The 15,804-nt window shown below is 70.5% G+C and carries 7 protein-coding genes and 1 pseudogene; 3 read left to right on the forward strand and 5 right to left on the reverse strand.

All coding sequences use genetic code 11. From position 1 onward, the window contains the following. Positions 1 to 4: 4 nt before the first annotated feature. From OG504_RS00115 to OG504_RS00125, 3 genes are read right to left on the reverse strand one after another with little or no spacing between them, the layout of a single operon-like run. Positions 5 to 1,120, reverse strand: a complete 1,116-nt coding sequence (locus OG504_RS00115; protein WP_405987769.1) for an acyl-CoA dehydrogenase family protein — start codon at positions 1,118 to 1,120, stop codon at positions 5 to 7. Further along, positions 1,113 to 1,376, reverse strand: a complete 264-nt coding sequence (locus OG504_RS00120) for an acyl carrier protein (RefSeq protein WP_405987770.1) — start codon at positions 1,374 to 1,376, stop codon at positions 1,113 to 1,115. Before OG504_RS00120 ends, OG504_RS00115 begins: the two co-directional genes overlap by 8 nt. Continuing rightward, entirely contained in the window at positions 1,373 to 2,239 is an 867-nt protein-coding gene (locus tag OG504_RS00125) for a 3-hydroxyacyl-CoA dehydrogenase family protein (protein WP_405987771.1), read from the reverse strand. The genes OG504_RS00120 and OG504_RS00125 overlap by 4 nt, the downstream gene beginning before the upstream one ends. Before the next feature lie 240 nt (positions 2,240 to 2,479). Here OG504_RS00125 and OG504_RS00130 point away from each other — a divergent pair, with 240 nt between their 5' ends. The 3 genes from OG504_RS00130 to OG504_RS00140 all read left to right on the forward strand — a co-directional run bounded on the left by OG504_RS00130 (position 2,480) and on the right by OG504_RS00140 (position 5,622). Beyond that, entirely contained in the window at positions 2,480 to 4,102 is a 1,623-nt protein-coding gene (locus tag OG504_RS00130) for an MFS transporter (RefSeq protein WP_405987772.1), read from the forward strand. 105 nt (positions 4,103 to 4,207) lie between these two features. Then, positions 4,208 to 4,564 carry a cold-shock protein gene (locus tag OG504_RS00135; RefSeq protein ID WP_405987773.1) on the forward strand — a complete coding sequence of 119 codons (357 nt, stop codon included), beginning with the start codon at positions 4,208 to 4,210 and terminating at the stop codon, positions 4,562 to 4,564. A 191-nt stretch (positions 4,565 to 4,755) separates the two neighbouring features. After that, entirely contained in the window at positions 4,756 to 5,622 is an 867-nt protein-coding gene (locus tag OG504_RS00140; RefSeq protein WP_405987774.1) for a mycofactocin-coupled SDR family oxidoreductase, read from the forward strand. Between the two features lie 83 nt (positions 5,623 to 5,705). Here OG504_RS00140 and OG504_RS00145 read toward each other — a convergent pair whose 3' ends face one another. Both OG504_RS00145 and OG504_RS00150 read right to left on the reverse strand, forming a co-directional pair. Next, the gene (locus tag OG504_RS00145) at positions 5,706 to 6,944 is read right to left on the reverse strand and encodes a cytochrome P450 (RefSeq protein WP_405987775.1); all 1,239 of its coding nucleotides are present in this window, start codon (positions 6,942 to 6,944) and stop codon (positions 5,706 to 5,708) included. Positions 6,945 to 7,395: 451 nt separating this feature from the next. Further along, a pseudogene (locus OG504_RS00150) lies at positions 7,396 to 15,804 on the reverse strand (SDR family NAD(P)-dependent oxidoreductase); the annotation flags it as partial.

The following is a 15,804-nucleotide window of genomic DNA, read 5'->3' on the forward strand; positions in this document are numbered from 1 at the left end:
CGCGTCAACCAGCCCTGGAGGCGGCCAGAACGTGCTGGGCGAGGATCAGCTCACAGATCTCGTTGGTGCCCTCGATGATCTCCATCAGCTTGGCGTCCCGGTACGCGCGGGCCACCGTCTCGCCGTCGAGGGACCCGGCGGAGGCCAGGACCTGTACCGCGGTGCCCGCGGCCCGGGCGGCGTGGCCGGCACTGACGTGTTTGGCCAGGACGGTCGAGACGACCATGTCGGGGGAGCCCGTGTCCCAGTGGCCACTGGCGTGTTCGCAGGCCCGGGTCGCGGCCTGCTCCGCGATGTACAGCTCGGCGAGATGGCGCTGGACGAGTTGGTGCGCGGCGAGCGCGGTGCCGGACTGGTGGCGTCGCCCGGCGTGGCGCACGGCCGTGTCCAGACAGGCGCGGAGGATACCCACGCAGCCCCAGGCGACCGAGATGCGCCCGTAGGCCAGTGCCGTGGTGACGATCAGCGGCAGTGGCAGTCCTGCCCGGCCCAGGACGTTGTCCGCGGGCAGCCGTGCCCCGTCGAAGAACAGGTCGGCGTGGCCGGCCGCCCGGCAGCCGAGGGGGCTCGCGATGCGTTCCACACGGACGCCGGGCGTGTCCTTGGGGACCACGACGAAGGCCGCGTCGCCCTCGAAGCGGCCGGCGATCAGCAGCAGGTCGGCGTAGGCGGCTGCGGTGACCCACTTCTTGCCGCCGTCCACCACGACGGAGTCACCGTCCGAGCGGATCTCGGTGGTCATCGCGGACAGGTCACTGCCCGCCTGCGGTTCGCTGAACCCGACCGCGGCGAGGCTGCCCGAGGTCAGTTGCGGCAGCAGCGCGGACTGCTGCGCGGGGTTGCCGAGCCGACGGACGGTCCAGGCGGCCATGCCCTGTGAGGTCATGATGCTGCGCAGCGAGCTGCACAGGCTGCCCACGTGGGCGGTGAACTCACCGCTGTCCCGGCTCGTGGCGCCGATCCCGCCGTGGGCGGCGGGGACTTCGGCGCACAGCAGTCCGGCCGCGCCGAGCTTGCGCAGCAGCGCGTCGGGCAGCGCTCCGGTGAGGTCCCACTCGGAGGCGTGGTCCGCGACCAGGTCCCCTACCAGGCCGCACGCCTGGTCCAGTGCCTCAGACACCGTCGCCGGCGGCGCTGCTGAGCCGCTCCACGAGGGCCGCCATCTTCCGCGCGGTGCGGAAGTTGTCGAGCTTGAGGTCGGCGCCGACGATGGTGACGCCGTAGGTCTGTTCGAGGTGGACGACGAGCTCCATCGCGAACATCGAGGTGACGAGTCCGGTCGCGAACAGGTCGTGGTCCGCGGCGACCTGGGTGCCGATCCTGGTCTGCAGGAACCCGAGCAGCTCCGTCTCGGGCGTCGTCGCGTTCGTCGTCATGACAGTGCCTTTCCGTAGTCGTAGAAGCCGCGGCCGCTCTTGCGCCCGAGAGCGCCTTCGCGAACCTTCTCCAGGAGCAGTTCACAGGGCTTGCACCCCTCGTCGCCGGTCCGCTCGTACAGGGCGGCGAGGGAGTCGACGAGGTTGTCGATGCCGATCAGGTCGGCGGTGCGCAGTGGCCCGGTGGGGTGCCCCAGACAGCCCTCCATCAGGCTGTCGACGGCCTCGACCGTGGCGGTGCCCTCGCCCACGACCCGGGCCGCGTCGTTGATCATCGGGTGGAGCAGCCTGCTGGTCACGAAGCCGGGTGCGTCACCCACCACGATCGGCATCCGGCCGAGTGCGGTCATCAGGGCGGTCACCCTGGCCAGCGTCGCCTCGCCGGTATGGGCACCGCGGACCACCTCGACCATGCGGATCAGGTACGTCGGGTTCATGAAGTGGGTGCCGATGAGGTCCTCGGGGCGGTCCACGTCCTCGGCGAGCTCGTCGACGGGGATGCCCGAGGTGTTGGTGATCACCGGGGTCCCCGGGGCGACCCGCGCCGAGATCTCCCGCAGCACCTTCGACTTGACCTCGGTCAGTTCGGTGACCGCTTCCACGACCGCGTCGAAGGGTCCGCCGGTGTCGAATTCCGTGGCGGTGCGCAGGGTGCCCGGTTTCCGGTCCGCGGGCAGGGCTCCGAGCAGGCCCGCGTGACGAAGGTGCTGGGTGATCCGGGTGCGGGCGGTGCCCAGCACGTCCGGGTCGTTGTCGGTGAGCAGCACGTCGGCGCCGTAGCCGAGCGCCATGGCCGTGATGTTGGCACCCATCACGCCCGCGCCCACCACGGCTATGCGCGAGGCACCCCGCTCGGTAGTCATCGGCCCTCCGCTTTTCCTGGAATTCAATTGAATATTTGCGTTCGAAATATACGGAATACGCTACGTAAGCGATCCCGTGGGGGTCAACCCCTAAGGGTTTCCCCCGGGCCCCTAACCGCCCCGGATCCAGGCACGGTTGACAGCCCGGCCGACATCTGTGTACAACATAAACGCAATGGCCTATGCCGTATACGGTTAGCTTGATCGGCGCCCCGAGGAGTGCCGGGACATGGAGGAACGATGAGCACAGCGAAGGCCGGGGCGGCTCCGGCCCGCGGACAGTCCCGAGGGGCGGATCGCAGGTGGATTGCGCTGGCAGTCCTCTGTGTGGCCGCCCTCGTCATCAGCGTCGACCTGACCGTCCTGCAGCTGGCGATCCCGTCGCTGACGGAGGACATGAACCCGAGCGCGAGCCAGATCCTCTGGATCGCGGACATCTACGGCCTGGTGATGGCCGGCCTGCTGATCACCATGGGCATCATCGGCGACCGCATCGGACGCAAGAAGCTGCTGGTGCTGGGCGCCGTGCTGTTCGGCGGGGCGTCCGCGCTCACGGCCTGGGCACCGAACCCGGAGTCGCTGATCGCGGGCCGCGCACTGCTCGGTGTCGCAGGCGCCACGATCTACCCGACGACCCTGTCGATCATCCGGAACATCTTCACCAACACCAAAGAACGCACTGTCGCGATCGGCATCTGGACCGGCATGATCAGCGGCGGCACCGCGCTGGGCCCGATCGTCGGCGGACCGCTGCTCAACAACTTCTGGTGGGGCTCGGTCTTCCTGATCAACGTGCCGCTGATGGCGGTCGTCTTCCTCGGTGGCCTGATCCTGCTGCCCGAGTCGCGCAACCCGAAGCCCGGACGGCTCGATCTGTTCAGCGTCGTGCTGTCGGTGATCGGCATCCTCGCGGTCGTCTACGCCATCCAGGAGTCCGTCCGTGACGGCTTCGGCGAGCCCAGGATCTACGGCACCGCCGCGGCCGGCGTCGTCGCCCTGCTGCTGTTCGTCTGGCGGCAGACCCGGCTGGCCGAGCCGATCCTGGATGTGCACCTGTTCAGGAACCGCGCGTTCTCCGGCGCGTTCGTGGCGAACTCGTTCACGATGTTCGGCTCGGTCGGCGTCCTGCTCCTGATCAGCCAGTACCTGCAGTTCGTGCACGACTGGTCGCCGATGCGTGCCGCTCTCGCCCTGCTGCCCCCGGCCGGAATGGGCATGATCTGCGCCCCGCTGGTCGTCCAGCTGATCCCGCGTCTGGGCCAGGCCCGTACCGTCGCACTCGGCCTCGCCCTGCTCAGCAGCGCGATGTTCCTGTACAGCAGGGCCGATGTGAACGCCGGCTACACCGCGCTGCTGATCCCGACGCTGCTCCACGGCATCGCCGTCTCCTGCATCTTCGCCTGCACGGTGGAGATGATCGTCAGCAGCGCGCCACCGGAGAAGTCGGGCATCGCATCCGGTATCGCCACCACCGGCGGTGAGCTCGGCGCGGCGATGGGCATGGCGGTCCTGGGCACCGTCCTCAACACCATCTACCACCGCCGGATCGATCTGCCGGACGGTGTCACCGGGCAGGCGCGGCGGCTGGCGAGCGACTCGCTCGGTTCGGCCATCGACGTTGCCGGACACGAGCCCGCCGGCCTGAGCAAGGAGATCCTTGCCTCTGCGAAGTCGGCCTTCATGGACGGCATGCACCTGGCGGTGGTGATCAACGGCACCATCCTGCTGGCCATCTGCCTCTTCACCCTGTACTCAGCCCGCGGCCTGCCGAAGATCCTTCCGCACCACGAGGAGGAAGCCGGCCGGGACACGGTGCCCGGGCAGACGCAGCACACCACGACCGACGCGGGCGTGCGTGGCTGACCGGCCGGGCCCGTCCCGCACCGGATGAGAACGACCGCTGCCGGGTGTACATCCCCCGGCGCCCGGCAGCGGTTTCCCTCAGAGAGAAGAGAAGGTCGAGCCGTGATGGTGGGAAGGATCATCCGCTACGACGATGCGCGCGGGTACGGCTTCATCGTGCCGCGCGGTGGTGGTCGGGACGTCTTCGTGCACGCCAATGACTTCCTCTCCGACAGAACGCTGCTCAGGCCGGGCGTCCTCGTCCGGTTCGACGTCTGCGAATCGGAGCGCGGCCTGCGGGCCGTCACGGTCAGCCCTGTCGAGGACGAGCGCGACACGGAGGCCATGTCCGTCTCCGAGTTCGTGCGCGAGGTGACCGACACCCTCACCGAGGAACTTCCGTCCCTGCCCCGCCGGCAACTGGCACGGGTCGGAGAAAGCCTGGGCGAGCTGGCCCGACGGCACGGCTGGCTCGCCGACTGACCACCCCCCGGGAGGTGCAAACCCCCGTCATCTCCCGGGGGGCTCCGCGCGTCCGGCGCAGCGGGCCCCTAAATGCCTCTCCGACCCCGGAATAGGGGTCGACTGCCGTATCACCCGGGTCGGTACCGGCGATAGAAATTCAAATACGGCAGTGAAAGAAGAAGCAAGGTGAATGGGGAGGCAGGACGAAAATGAATCGAGTGGCAGGAAAGGTTGTCGCGATCACCGGCGCGGCACGTGGACTCGGCCGCAGCCATGCAGTGCGGCTGGCCGAGGAGGGCGCGGACATCATCGCGCTCGACGTGTGCCAGGACGCCTCGACCGCCGAGTACGCCGGCTCTCGGCCGTCGGACCTCGACGAGACCGCCCGCCTGGTGGAGAAGACGGGCCGCCGTGCGGTCGTCCGGCAGGTCGACGTACGTGACCGGAGCTCACTGTCCACCGCGCTGGACGAGGCGGTGGCCGAGCTCGGCCGTCTCGACGTCGTCATTCCCAACGCCGGTATCAGCCCCATGGGCCCCGACCGGCCCCTCAGCGCCTTCACCGAGACGCTCGACGTCAACTTCATCGGTGCGGCCAACACCGTGCACGCCGCCCTGCCGCATCTCGCCGAGGGCGGATCCGTCATCCTGATCGGCTCGGTGGCCGGCCTGATGCCGCGCTACGACGGCAACACGGGCGTCGGACACGGAGCAGCCGGTTACAGCCTGTCGAAGCACCTGCTCACCGAGTACGCGGACTGGCTGGCGATCCAGCTGGCCCCGTCCAACCGGCGGGTGAACGTGATCCATCCGACCAACGTGCCCACCGAACTGATCAAGAACGAGGCCGCCTACCGCACGTTCCGCCCGGACCTGGAGAACCCCACGGCCGACGACGTCGAGCCGGTCTTCAAGTCCGTGCACGGCATGCCGATCGCCTACGTGGAGACCGCCGACGTGTCGCACGCCGTCGTCTTCCTCGCCTCCGACGAGTCGCGCTACATCACCGGCGCCCAGCTGCGGATCGACGGCGGCATGGTGGCCAAACTGCAGGCGGGCTACGACCCCCGCGGCTGACACTGTCCCCCGCAGCACCAAGTGTGGAGCCCCGCCGGACGTCCGGCGGGGCTCCACACTTGGTGCCGGTACCCGGATCGCGCCTACTTGCCGAGGACCAGCGGCAGGTGGTCGAACCCGTGCAGACCCGTGGCAGTGCGCCACTGCGGTGTGCCCTCGATCTCGATCGTGGAGAAGCGGTTGATCAGGGCGGGCAGGATGACCTGCGCCTCCATCCGGGCCAGGTTGGCGCCCAGGCAGTAGTGCGCGCCGCCACCGAACCCGACGTGTGCCCCGTCGTTGCGGGTCAGGTCGAGCCGATCGGGGTCGGGGAACTGCGCAGGGTCGCGATTGGCGCCCGCCGTCATGAGGAAGATGAGCGAGTTCTCCGGGATGTCGTGCCCCCCGATGTGCAGCGGCTCCCCCGCCAGCCGGACGGTGCCGGAGATGGGCGTACCGTGCCGGATCAGCTCCTCGACGGCGCTCGCGGTGATGTCCGGATTCTCCCGCCACCGCTTGAGCTCGTCACGGTTCTCCAGGAGGGTCCACACACTGGTGCTGATCAGATTGGTCGTGGTCTCGAACCCGGCGATGAACAGGAAGGTCGACAGGCCCATCAGGTCCTCGTCGGAAAGCCGGCCCGCCTCCACCTCCGCCACCAGGCCCGAGATCAGGTCCTCACGGGGCTGGGCTCGCCGGTCCCGGAACAACTCCTCGAAGTGGCCGCGGAGTTCCTTGGTCGCCTCGTCCGCCCTGGCGAGTTCCTCCTCCGTGTAGGCGCCGCCGCCCCACACCCGCGTCCAGTCGTTCGCCAGCTCGTAGAAGAGCATGCCCTTCTCGCTGGGCACGCCGAGCAGTTCGCAGATCACCGCGACCGGGTAGGGGCTGGCGACCAGCTTCACCAGGTCGACGGGCGCACCGCCGCTCGCCTGCTCTGCGAGCACGTCCAGGTACTGCTCGGCGATCTTCTCTATGGAGCCGCGCAGCCTCTTGATGGCGGACGGGGTGAAGACCGAACTCGCCAGACTGCGCAGCGCGGTGTGCTCCGGCGGATCGAGGGTGACGAGGGCACGCAGGAACAGTCGCAGCGAGTCATGCTCCTCCCAGTCCTCACGCCGGATGGTCGCGGCCCGACCGCCGTTCTTCATGTTGGGCATCTTGGCCAGTTGCGACACCTCCTCATAACCGGTGACGGCGTAGGCCTGGAGAACCGGACTCCGGTAGACCCGGTCGACACGCCGCAGTGCCTCGTAGAGAGGGTAGGGATCGACCGGCATGGGCGGAGTGCCGAGTTTCGCCAGTGCGGCCTCGGCCTCCTCGATGAGTTCTTCTTGGGACGGCACGGAAATCATTTCTCCTATCCGCCTGGCGGGAAAACAAATCAATTCGACACCAGCAGGCTAGGGGCGGGGAGTTCTGGTACGAACCCCTATCCGCCCCTAGCCACGAACCCCTACCGACTGACTTGACCTGCCCTGATGATCGGGAATGACCTCGACCAAGGGGAAACTCCCGGTCGCGGCGTCAGGAAATTCCGAGTTCGTTGTCGAGCACTTCGAACAGTTCATCGTCGGTGGCCGCACCGAAGTCCTGCTTGAATTCTGCTGGTGCGGATTCGCCGTATGCGCCCTGCCACTTGCGCAGCAGTACGTCGAGCCGCGCGGCGACCTTGGAGTGCTCCGCTCCGGTCGGGGACAGTCCGCTCAGCGCGAGGTCCATCCGGTCGAGCTCGGCCAGCAGCGCCCGGACGCCGTCGCCCCGCGCGGGAGCGGCCGACTCGTCCAGGAAGGCGGCCACGGCCGCCGCCGAAGGATGGTCGAAGGCCAAGCTGGACGGCAGGACCAGACCGGTGACCGTGCCGAGCCGGTTGCGCAGCTCCACGGCGGCCATGGAGTCGAAACCCATCTCCTGGAAGGCCCGTTCGGGATCCACCGCGTCGGCGTCGGCGTGGCCGAGTACCGCGGCGGTGTGTGTGCGCACCAGGTCGAGCAACGACTGCCGGCGCTCCGGTGCGGCGAGAGCAGCGAGCCGCCGCCGGAATCCGTCCACGTCCTGGCGCTCGGCGGCGCTGCGGCGTCCCGGGGCTCGGACCGGCGCGGGAACGCTCGCTTCGTCCTCGGCACTCCGCGCGCCGAGGACAGCCAGGACCTCCGTGACGGGCCGGGTCACCATCGCCGCGACATCCACCACCGCACGCCCGGTCCCATCGGCCGCACTCAGCACGACACCGGACGCGCCGGCCCGGACGTGTACACGCAGCTCCGACGAACCGCCGGCGGACAGCAGCACACCCTTGTACGACTGCGCCCACATCGCTTCGTCGCCCGTCAGAGCGATGCTGTGGAGGGCGGCGTCGAGGAGGGCGGGATGCAGACCGAACCGGTCGGCCTCACCCGCCGCCTGCTCCGGCAGAACAACCTCCGCGAACACCTCACCGTCGCGCCGCCAGGCCGCCCGCAACCCCCGAAACACCGGCCCGTAGCCGAGTCCGACCCCCGCCAACTCCTCGTAGAAACCCCCCAGTTCCACCGGCTCCGCACCAACCGGCGGCCAGACGGCCAGGTCGTAGGACGGGGAGTCGGCGGCTGCCGCCAGCGTGCCGGTCGCATGGGTCGTCCACTCCGCGTCCGGTCCTGCGAGGTGCGGACGGCTGTAGACCGTCACCGGGCGGCGGCCCCTGTGATCCGGTGCCGCGACGACGACCTGGATCTGGATCTGGGAGTCCTCAGGCACCACCAACGGAACGGACAGCGTCAATTCCTCGACCGCCGAGCAACCGACCTCGTCCCCCGCCCGGACCGCCAACTCCACGAAACCGGTCCCCGGGAACAGCACACTGCCGCCCACGACATGATCCGCAAGCCAGGGCTGAGCAGCAGTCGACAGGCGCCCGGTCAGCACGACGGTGTCGCTGCCCGCCGGACCGACCACCGCCCCCAGCAGCGGATGACCCGGCGCGTGCAGACCTGCCGAGGCCACATCGGCGACCTGCTCCGAGGTCTCCAGCCAGTACCGCTGATGCTGGAAGGCATAGGTCGGCAGATCCGTGGCGCGGGCCCCGCACGGTGCGAAGAACGCCGCCCAGTCCACCTCCACACCCCGCGCCCAGATCCGGCCCAGAGCATCGATCAGCGTCCTGGCCTCGTCGCGGTCCTTGCGCAGCACCGGAACACACCCGGTCTCCGGGGCCATCGCCGACAGCACACCGTCCGGACCCAGCTCCACGAACGCATCGACACCCTGGTCCCGCAGATAGCTCACACTGTCCGCGAACCGCACCGCCTCACGCACATGCCGCACCCAGTACGCCGCATCCGGAACCACCGGCCCACCCGTCACGTTCGACACCAACGGGATCACCGGACTGCCATACGTCAGCCCGCCCGCCACCGCCGCGAACTCGTCCAGCATCGGCTCCATCAACGGCGAATGGAACGCATGACTGACCGCCAACCGCTTCGTCCGACGACCCTCGAAACGGGCCACCAAACGGTCCACATCCGCCTCAGCACCGGAAACCACCACCGCACGCGGCCCGTTCACCGCCGCAACCGACACCCGGCCCTGCAGCAACGCAACGACCTCGTCCTCGGCGGCCTCCACCGCCACCATCACACCGCCCGCCGCAAGCCCCTGCATCAACCGGCCCCGCGCCGCCACCAGCCGGGCCGCATCCGCCAGTGACAACACCCCGGCCACATACGCCGCCGCCACCTCACCCACCGAATGACCCGCCACATAATCGGGTGTGACACCCCACGACTCCAACAGCCGGAACAACGCCACCTCAACAGCGAACAACGCCGGCTGCGCAAACTCCGTACGATCCAGGCGGTCCTGATCACCACCCCACATCACCTCACGCAACGACCCGTCGACCAGCCCGTCGAAGCAGTCGAACACCTCGTCGAGGGATCGCGCGAACACCGGGAACGACGCGTACAACTCCCGGCCCATGCCGACGCGTTGGGCACCCTGACCGGTGAACAGGAACGCCGTCGATCCGGCCGAACGCGCCGTCACCGGCACCTGACCATTCGCCAGCGCGTCCAGACCCCGCAGCAACTCGTCCCGGTCCGACCCGACGACCACCGCGCGCCGCTCCAGCCCGGCCCGCCCTGTCCCCAGCGTCAACCCCACGCCCGCCAAAGGCAGTTCAGGCCGCTCCGCCACGAACTCCGACAGCCGGACCGCCTGCGCACGGACCGCGTCCTGCGACGCACCCGACACCACCCACGGCACCACCGCCGGAACCCCACCCCGCACCTCCGGCTCCACGACCGGCTCCGGCTCCGGCTCCGGCGCCTGCTCCACGATCACGTGCGCATTCGTGCCGCTGATGCCGAACGAGGAGATACCCGCCCGGCGCGGACGCCCACCTGCCTCGGGCCATTCACGCGCCTCGGTGAGCAGCTCGACCGCGCCCTCGTCCCAGTCGACCTGCGGCGTCGGCTCATCCACATGCAGCGTCCTGGGCAGGACGCCGTGCCGCATCGCCTCGACCATCTTGATGATCCCCGCCACACCGGCAGCCGCCTGAGTGTGCCCGATGTTCGACTTGACCGACCCCAGCCACAACGGCCCGGACTCCGCACGCTCTTGCCCGTACGTCGCCAAAAGCGCCTGCGCCTCGATCGGATCACCCAGCGTCGTACCGGTACCGTGCGCCTCCACCGCGTCGACATCCGCCGCCGACAGACCCGCGTCCGCCAACGCCTGCCGGATCACCCGCTGCTGCGCCGGACCATTCGGAGCCGTCAACCCATTGCTCGCACCGTCCTGATTGACCGCCGAACCACGGACGACCGCCAGCACCTTGTGCCCGAGCCGCTGGGCGTCCGACAACCGCTCCACCAGCAGCCAGCCGACACCCTCACTCCAGCCTGTACCGTCCGCGGCGGCCGAGAACGCTTTGCAGCGGCCGTCCGGAGACAGACCTCGCTGGGCACTGAAGTCGACAAAGGTGTCTGCGGTGGCCATGACGGTGACGCCGCCGGCCAGGGCCATGGAGCACTCACCGCGCCGCAGCGCCTGCGCGGCGAGGTGCAGGGCGACCAGGGAGGACGAGCACGCCGTGTCCACCGTCACCGCCGGACCCTCAAGACCCAGGCTGTACGACACCCGGCCGGAGAGGACACTGCTCGCGCGGCCGACGGCGGAGTAGCCGGAGAGTTCTTCGGGGAAGTGCGCGAGGTCACCGCCGTAGTCGTAGTAGGCGCCGCCGACGAACACGCCGACGCCCTGGCCACGCAGGGAGTGCGGGTCGATGCCCGCGCGTTCGAGGACCTCCCAGGAGGTTTCCAGGAGCAGCCGCTGCTGCGGGTCCATGGCGGTGGCCTCGCGGGGGCCGATCCCGAAGAAGCCGGCGTCGAAGTCGGCGACCGCGGGGAGGAATCCGCCGGTCATGGCATAGGTCTTGCCGGGGGTGCCCGGCTCGGGGTCGTACAGACCCTCGACATCCCAGCCCCGGTCCGCCGGGAACTCCCCGATACCGTCCCGGCCCTCGGCCACCAGCCGCCACAAGTCCTCCGGAGACTCCACACCCCCGGGAAAACGGCAACTCATCCCCACGATCGCCACCGGCTCGTCCTCCCGGAGCACAGCCGCCGGCAGCGGAACGGAGCCCGTCGCCGCGCCCGTACCGAGGAGCTCGGTGGTGAGGTGGTCGGTGAGCCGGTCGGGGGAGGGGTGATCGAAGACGGCGGTGGCGGGCAGGCGCAGGCCCGTGGCGGTGTGCAGGGCGTTACGGAACTCGACCGCCGTGAGGGAGTCGAAGCCCAGGTCGCGGAAGACTCGGTGGGCTTCGACGTGCTCGGTGGAGTCGTGGCCGAGGACTCGGGCGGCGTGCTCGCGCACCAGCTGGAGCAGGAGTGCGCGCTGTTGCGTGGGGGTGTGTCCGGCGAGGTCGGCGCGCAGGTGCGCGGCGGTGTCCTCCCCGGTGTCCTGGGCGGAAACCTGCTGTTCGGGGTCGGTGGCACCGAGCGCCTGCCGTGCTTCGGGGAGGTCGGCGAGCAGGGGGCTGGGGCGGGTTGCGGTGAAAGCGGCGGCGAAGCGGTCCCACTGGACGTCGGCGGCGGTGATCGTGGTCTCGTCCCGCTGGAGTGCCTGTTCGAGCGCGGTGACGGCGAGTTCGGGGTCCATGGGCGGCAGGCCGTGGCGGCGCAGCAGCAGCTCGTCGTCGCCCTGAGCTGCCATTCCACCACCGGCCCAGGGTCCCCACGCCACGGAGGTGGCCGTGAGTCCCTGTGCGCGGCGGCGCTGGGCGAGGGCGTCGAGCTGGGCGTTGGCGGCGGAGTAGGCGCCCTGGCCGCCGCTGCCCCAGACACCGGAAACGGAGGAGAACAGCACGAACGCGTCGAGGTCGGAGTCGGCGAGCAGTTCGTCCAGGTGGGACGCGCCTGCCACCTTTGCGCGGAGCGTGGCGGAGAACTCCTCGATGGTGGTGTCGCCGAGCGGCACGGTGGAGTCGACGCCGGCGGCGTGCACGACGGCCGTCACGGGGGTGCCGTTGTCGCGCTGTCGGGCGAGGAGGGCCGCGAGCTGGTCGCGGTCGCCGACGTCGCAGGCCGCCAGGTCGACCTCCGCGCCGAGCGCGGTGAGTTCTGCCCGCAGGTCTTCGGCACCGGGTGCCTGAGGGCCGCGGCGGCCGGCCAGGACGAGGCGGGTGGCGCCGGTGCGGGCCAGTCGGCGTGCCACATGGGCGCCGAGTGCTCCGGTGCCTCCGGTGATGAGGACGGTGCCGCCCGGCCGCCAGGGGGTGTCCGGGTGTGCGGTGGTACGGGGGGCCCGCACCAGACGTCGTACCAGAGTCCCCGAGGGACGCAGGGCGACCTGGTCCTCGCCGCTTTCGCCGGTGAGGACGGCGGCGAGGCGCGCCTCGGTGTGCTCGTCGACCAGGTCGGGCAGGTCGACGAGGCCGCCCCAGCGGGTGGGCTGTTCGAGGGCACGTACCCGGCCCAGGCCCCACAGGGCGCTCTGACCGGTGTCGGGTGACCCGTGGTCGTCGGTGGCGACCGCGCCGCTGGTGACGACCCAGAGCGGCGCCTCCAGGCGGACGTCGTCCTGCGCCTGGACGAAGGCGAGGGTCAGCGCGAGTGCGGTGCTGATCTCGGGGTGCAGGGGATGAGGTGTGTCGGCGAGGGGAAGCAGCGACAGGATGCCGGCGATCCGTCGGCCGGCCACGGCCTCGGCCAGCCGTGAGGCCCGTTCCTCGCGTCCGGCGCAGTCCGCGTCCAGGCCGAGGAGGATCGCGTGGGCTCCGTGTGCGGTCAAGGCGCGCGTGGCGGAGGTGACGAGCGGATGGCCGGCACCCTGTTCCTCGTGCAGGACGAGCCAGTCGCCGTGCAGCGCTTCCGCCCATCCGGGTTGCGTGTGGGGTACGGGCTTCCAGACGACCTCGTAGCGCCAGCCGTCGGGGCCGGTCGGGGCGGGGGCCGTGGCGGGGTCGGCGGCGTGGGCGCGGGGCCAGAACCGCTGGTGCTGGAAGGGGTAGGTGGGCAGGTCGATGCGGCGGCCGTCGGCGCCGTCGAGAAGTGCGGTCCAGTCCACTTCGGCGCCGGTGGTGTGCAGGTGGGCCACGGCGGTGAGCACGCTGTCGGGCTCGTCGCGGTCCGGGCGCAGCGCCGCGGCGAAGCGGGCGGTGACGTCGTCTGCGGTCAGGCAGTCCTCGCCCAGGGCGCTGAGCACTCCGTCCGGGCCGAGTTCGAGGTAGCGGGTGGCACCCTCCTGCTCCAGGGTGCGCATGCCGTCGAGGAAACGCACCGGCCGGCGTACATGGCTGACCCAGTAGTCGGCCGAGCAGAGCTCGGTGGTCAACAGGCGGCCGGTGACGTTCGAGACGAGCGGTATCTGTGGAGGGGCGTAGGCCAACTCGCCTGCTATCTGGGCGAATTCGGCCAGCATCGGCTCCATGAGCGGTGAGTGGAAGGCGTGGCTGACGGTGAGACGCTTGGTCTTGCGGCCGCGGGCGCGCAGGATGTCGGCCACCCGTGTGACGGCCGTCTCGGCGCCGGAGACGACCACGGCGGACGGTCCGTTGACCGCTGCGACGGAGGCCTCGCCGTCCAGCAGGGGAATCACCTCGGCCTCGGTGGCCTGTACGGCGGCCATGGCGCCGCCGGCGGGCAGTGCCTCCATGAGCCGGCCGCGCGCGGCGACGAGCCGGGCCGCGTCCTCGAGTGTCAGAACACCCGCGGCGTGGGCCGCGGCGAGTTCCCCGACCGAGTGTCCGAGCAGCAGGTCGGGGCGTACACCCCAGCCCTCCACAAGGCGGAACAGCGCGACCTGGAGAGCGAAGAGGGCTGCCTGTGTGTACTGGGTGCGGTCGAGGAGTGCCGCCTCGGCCGAGCCGGGTTCGGCGAACAGGACCGAGCGCACGGGCAGTGCCGGGCCGGCATCGGGGTGCCCGGTGAGGTGGCGGTCAAGTTCCCGGCAGACGGCGTCGAAAGCCTGCGCGAAGGCGGGGTAGGTGTCGTGCAACTCCCTTCCGGCGCCGACACGTTGGCTGCCCTGGCCGGTGAACAGGAATGCGGTCCGGCCGTCCCGGGCCCGGCCCTGGACGAGCCGCGCGGCCCGCTCGCCGCCGGCCAGCGCCCCGAGTGCGGTGAGCAGGCCCTCCCGGTCGTGGGCCGTGAAAGCGGCCCCGTACTCGAAGCGGGAGCGGGTCGTGGTCAGGGAGTGGGCGAGGTCGGCGGGGGTCTGCTCCGGATGTGCCGCCAGCTGGGCCCGCAGCCGCCCGGCCTGTTCCCGCAGGGCTGCCGGGGTCTTCGCGGAGACCGGTATCAGCAGGGGGGTGCCGCCCGCGGCCTGCCCCCCGGCCGGGGCCGGCTCCGCGGCCGGCTGTTCGGGCTGCTCGATGATGACGTGAGCGTTGGTGCCGCTGGCACCGAAGGAAGACACGCCGGCCCGGCGCAGCCGCCCGGTCTGCGGCCATGTCTGTTCCTCCGTCAGCAGGCGCACGTCGCCCCGGTCCCAGTCGACCTGTGTGCTCGGCTCGTCGACGTGCAGCGTCCTGGGCAGGATGCCGTGCCGCATGGCCTCGACCATCTTGATGATCCCCGCGACACCGGCGGCGGCCTGGGTGTGTCCGATGTTCGACTTGACCGAGCCGAGCCACAGCGGCCGGCCCTGCGGACGGTGCTGCCCGTACGTCGCCAGGAGCGCCTGCGCCTCGATCGGGTCACCCAGGGTGGTGCCGGTGCCGTGTGCCTCCACCGCGTCCACGTCCGCCGACGTCAGGCCGGCGTTCTCCAGTGCCTGCCGGATGACCCGCTGCTGGGCAGGTCCGTTGGGCGCGGTGAGGCCGTTGCTCGCTCCGTCCTGGTTGACGGCCGAGCCCCGTACGACGGCGAGGATCCGGTGCCCGTTGCGTCGGGCGTCGGAGAGGCGCTCCACCAGGAGCATTCCCACGCCCTCGCCCCAAGCGGTGCCGTCCGCGGCCGCCGCGAAGGGCTTGCAGCGCCCGTCGGGGGCGAGACCGCGCAGCGTGCTGAACTCGACGAAGGTCTGCGGGGTCGACATCACGGTCACACCGCCGACCAGCGCGAGCGAGCACTCGCCGGAGCGCAGTGCCTGGGTCGCCCAGTGCAGGGCGACGAGCGAGGACGAGCAGGAGGTGTCCACGGACACCGCGGGCCCTTCCAGGCCGAGGCTGTAGGCGACGCGGCCGGAGACCAGGCTGCCGTTGCCGGTTGCTGCGGTGTCCCCGCTGACGACGCCGTAGTCGTGGTAGATCACACCGGCGAACACACCGGCCTTCGTGCCGCGCAGCGTGGCCGGGTCGATCCGCGCGTGCTCGATCGCCTCCCACGAGGTCTCCAGGAGCAGCCGCTGCTGCGGGTCCATCGCCAGCGCCTCACGCGGGCTGATCCCGAAGAAGGCGGGGTCGAATTCCGCGGCGTCGTAGAGGAATCCGCCCTCGCGCACATAGCTCTTGCCCTCGGTGCCGGGTTCCGGGTCGTAGAGTCCCGCGGTGTCCCAGCCACGGTCGGCGGGGAACGGCGCCATGGTGTCCGCGCCGTCCACGACCAGGCGCCACATGTCTTCCGGGGAGTTCACCCCGCCGGGGAAGCGGCACGCCATGCCGATGATCGCAACCGGCTCGCCGACCTGTGCCGCCAGCCTGCTGTTCCGCTGCCGCAGCTGCTCGACCTCCATCAGCGTGTTGCGGAGCGCCTCGATGATCTCGTCCTTGTTCGCTTCCAC

The sequence above is a fragment of the Streptomyces sp. NBC_00986 genome, from assembly GCF_045162565.1.
Classification (GTDB): Bacteria; Actinomycetota; Actinomycetes; order Streptomycetales; family Streptomycetaceae; genus Streptomyces.

Excerpts from the sequence above, each read along its gene's own strand:
- OG504_RS00130 (WP_405987772.1), top strand. The coding sequence starts at position 2,480 with ATGAGCACAGCGAAGGCCGGGGCGGCTCCGGCCCGCGGACAGTCCCGA.
- OG504_RS00140 (WP_405987774.1), top strand. The coding sequence starts at position 4,756 with ATGAATCGAGTGGCAGGAAAGGTTGTCGCGATCACCGGCGCGGCACGT.
- OG504_RS00125 (WP_405987771.1), bottom strand. The coding sequence starts at position 2,239 with ATGACTACCGAGCGGGGTGCCTCGCGCATAGCCGTGGTGGGCGCGGGC.
- OG504_RS00135 (WP_405987773.1), top strand. The coding sequence starts at position 4,208 with ATGGTGGGAAGGATCATCCGCTACGACGATGCGCGCGGGTACGGCTTC.
- OG504_RS00120 (WP_405987770.1), bottom strand. The coding sequence starts at position 1,376 with ATGACGACGAACGCGACGACGCCCGAGACGGAGCTGCTCGGGTTCCTG.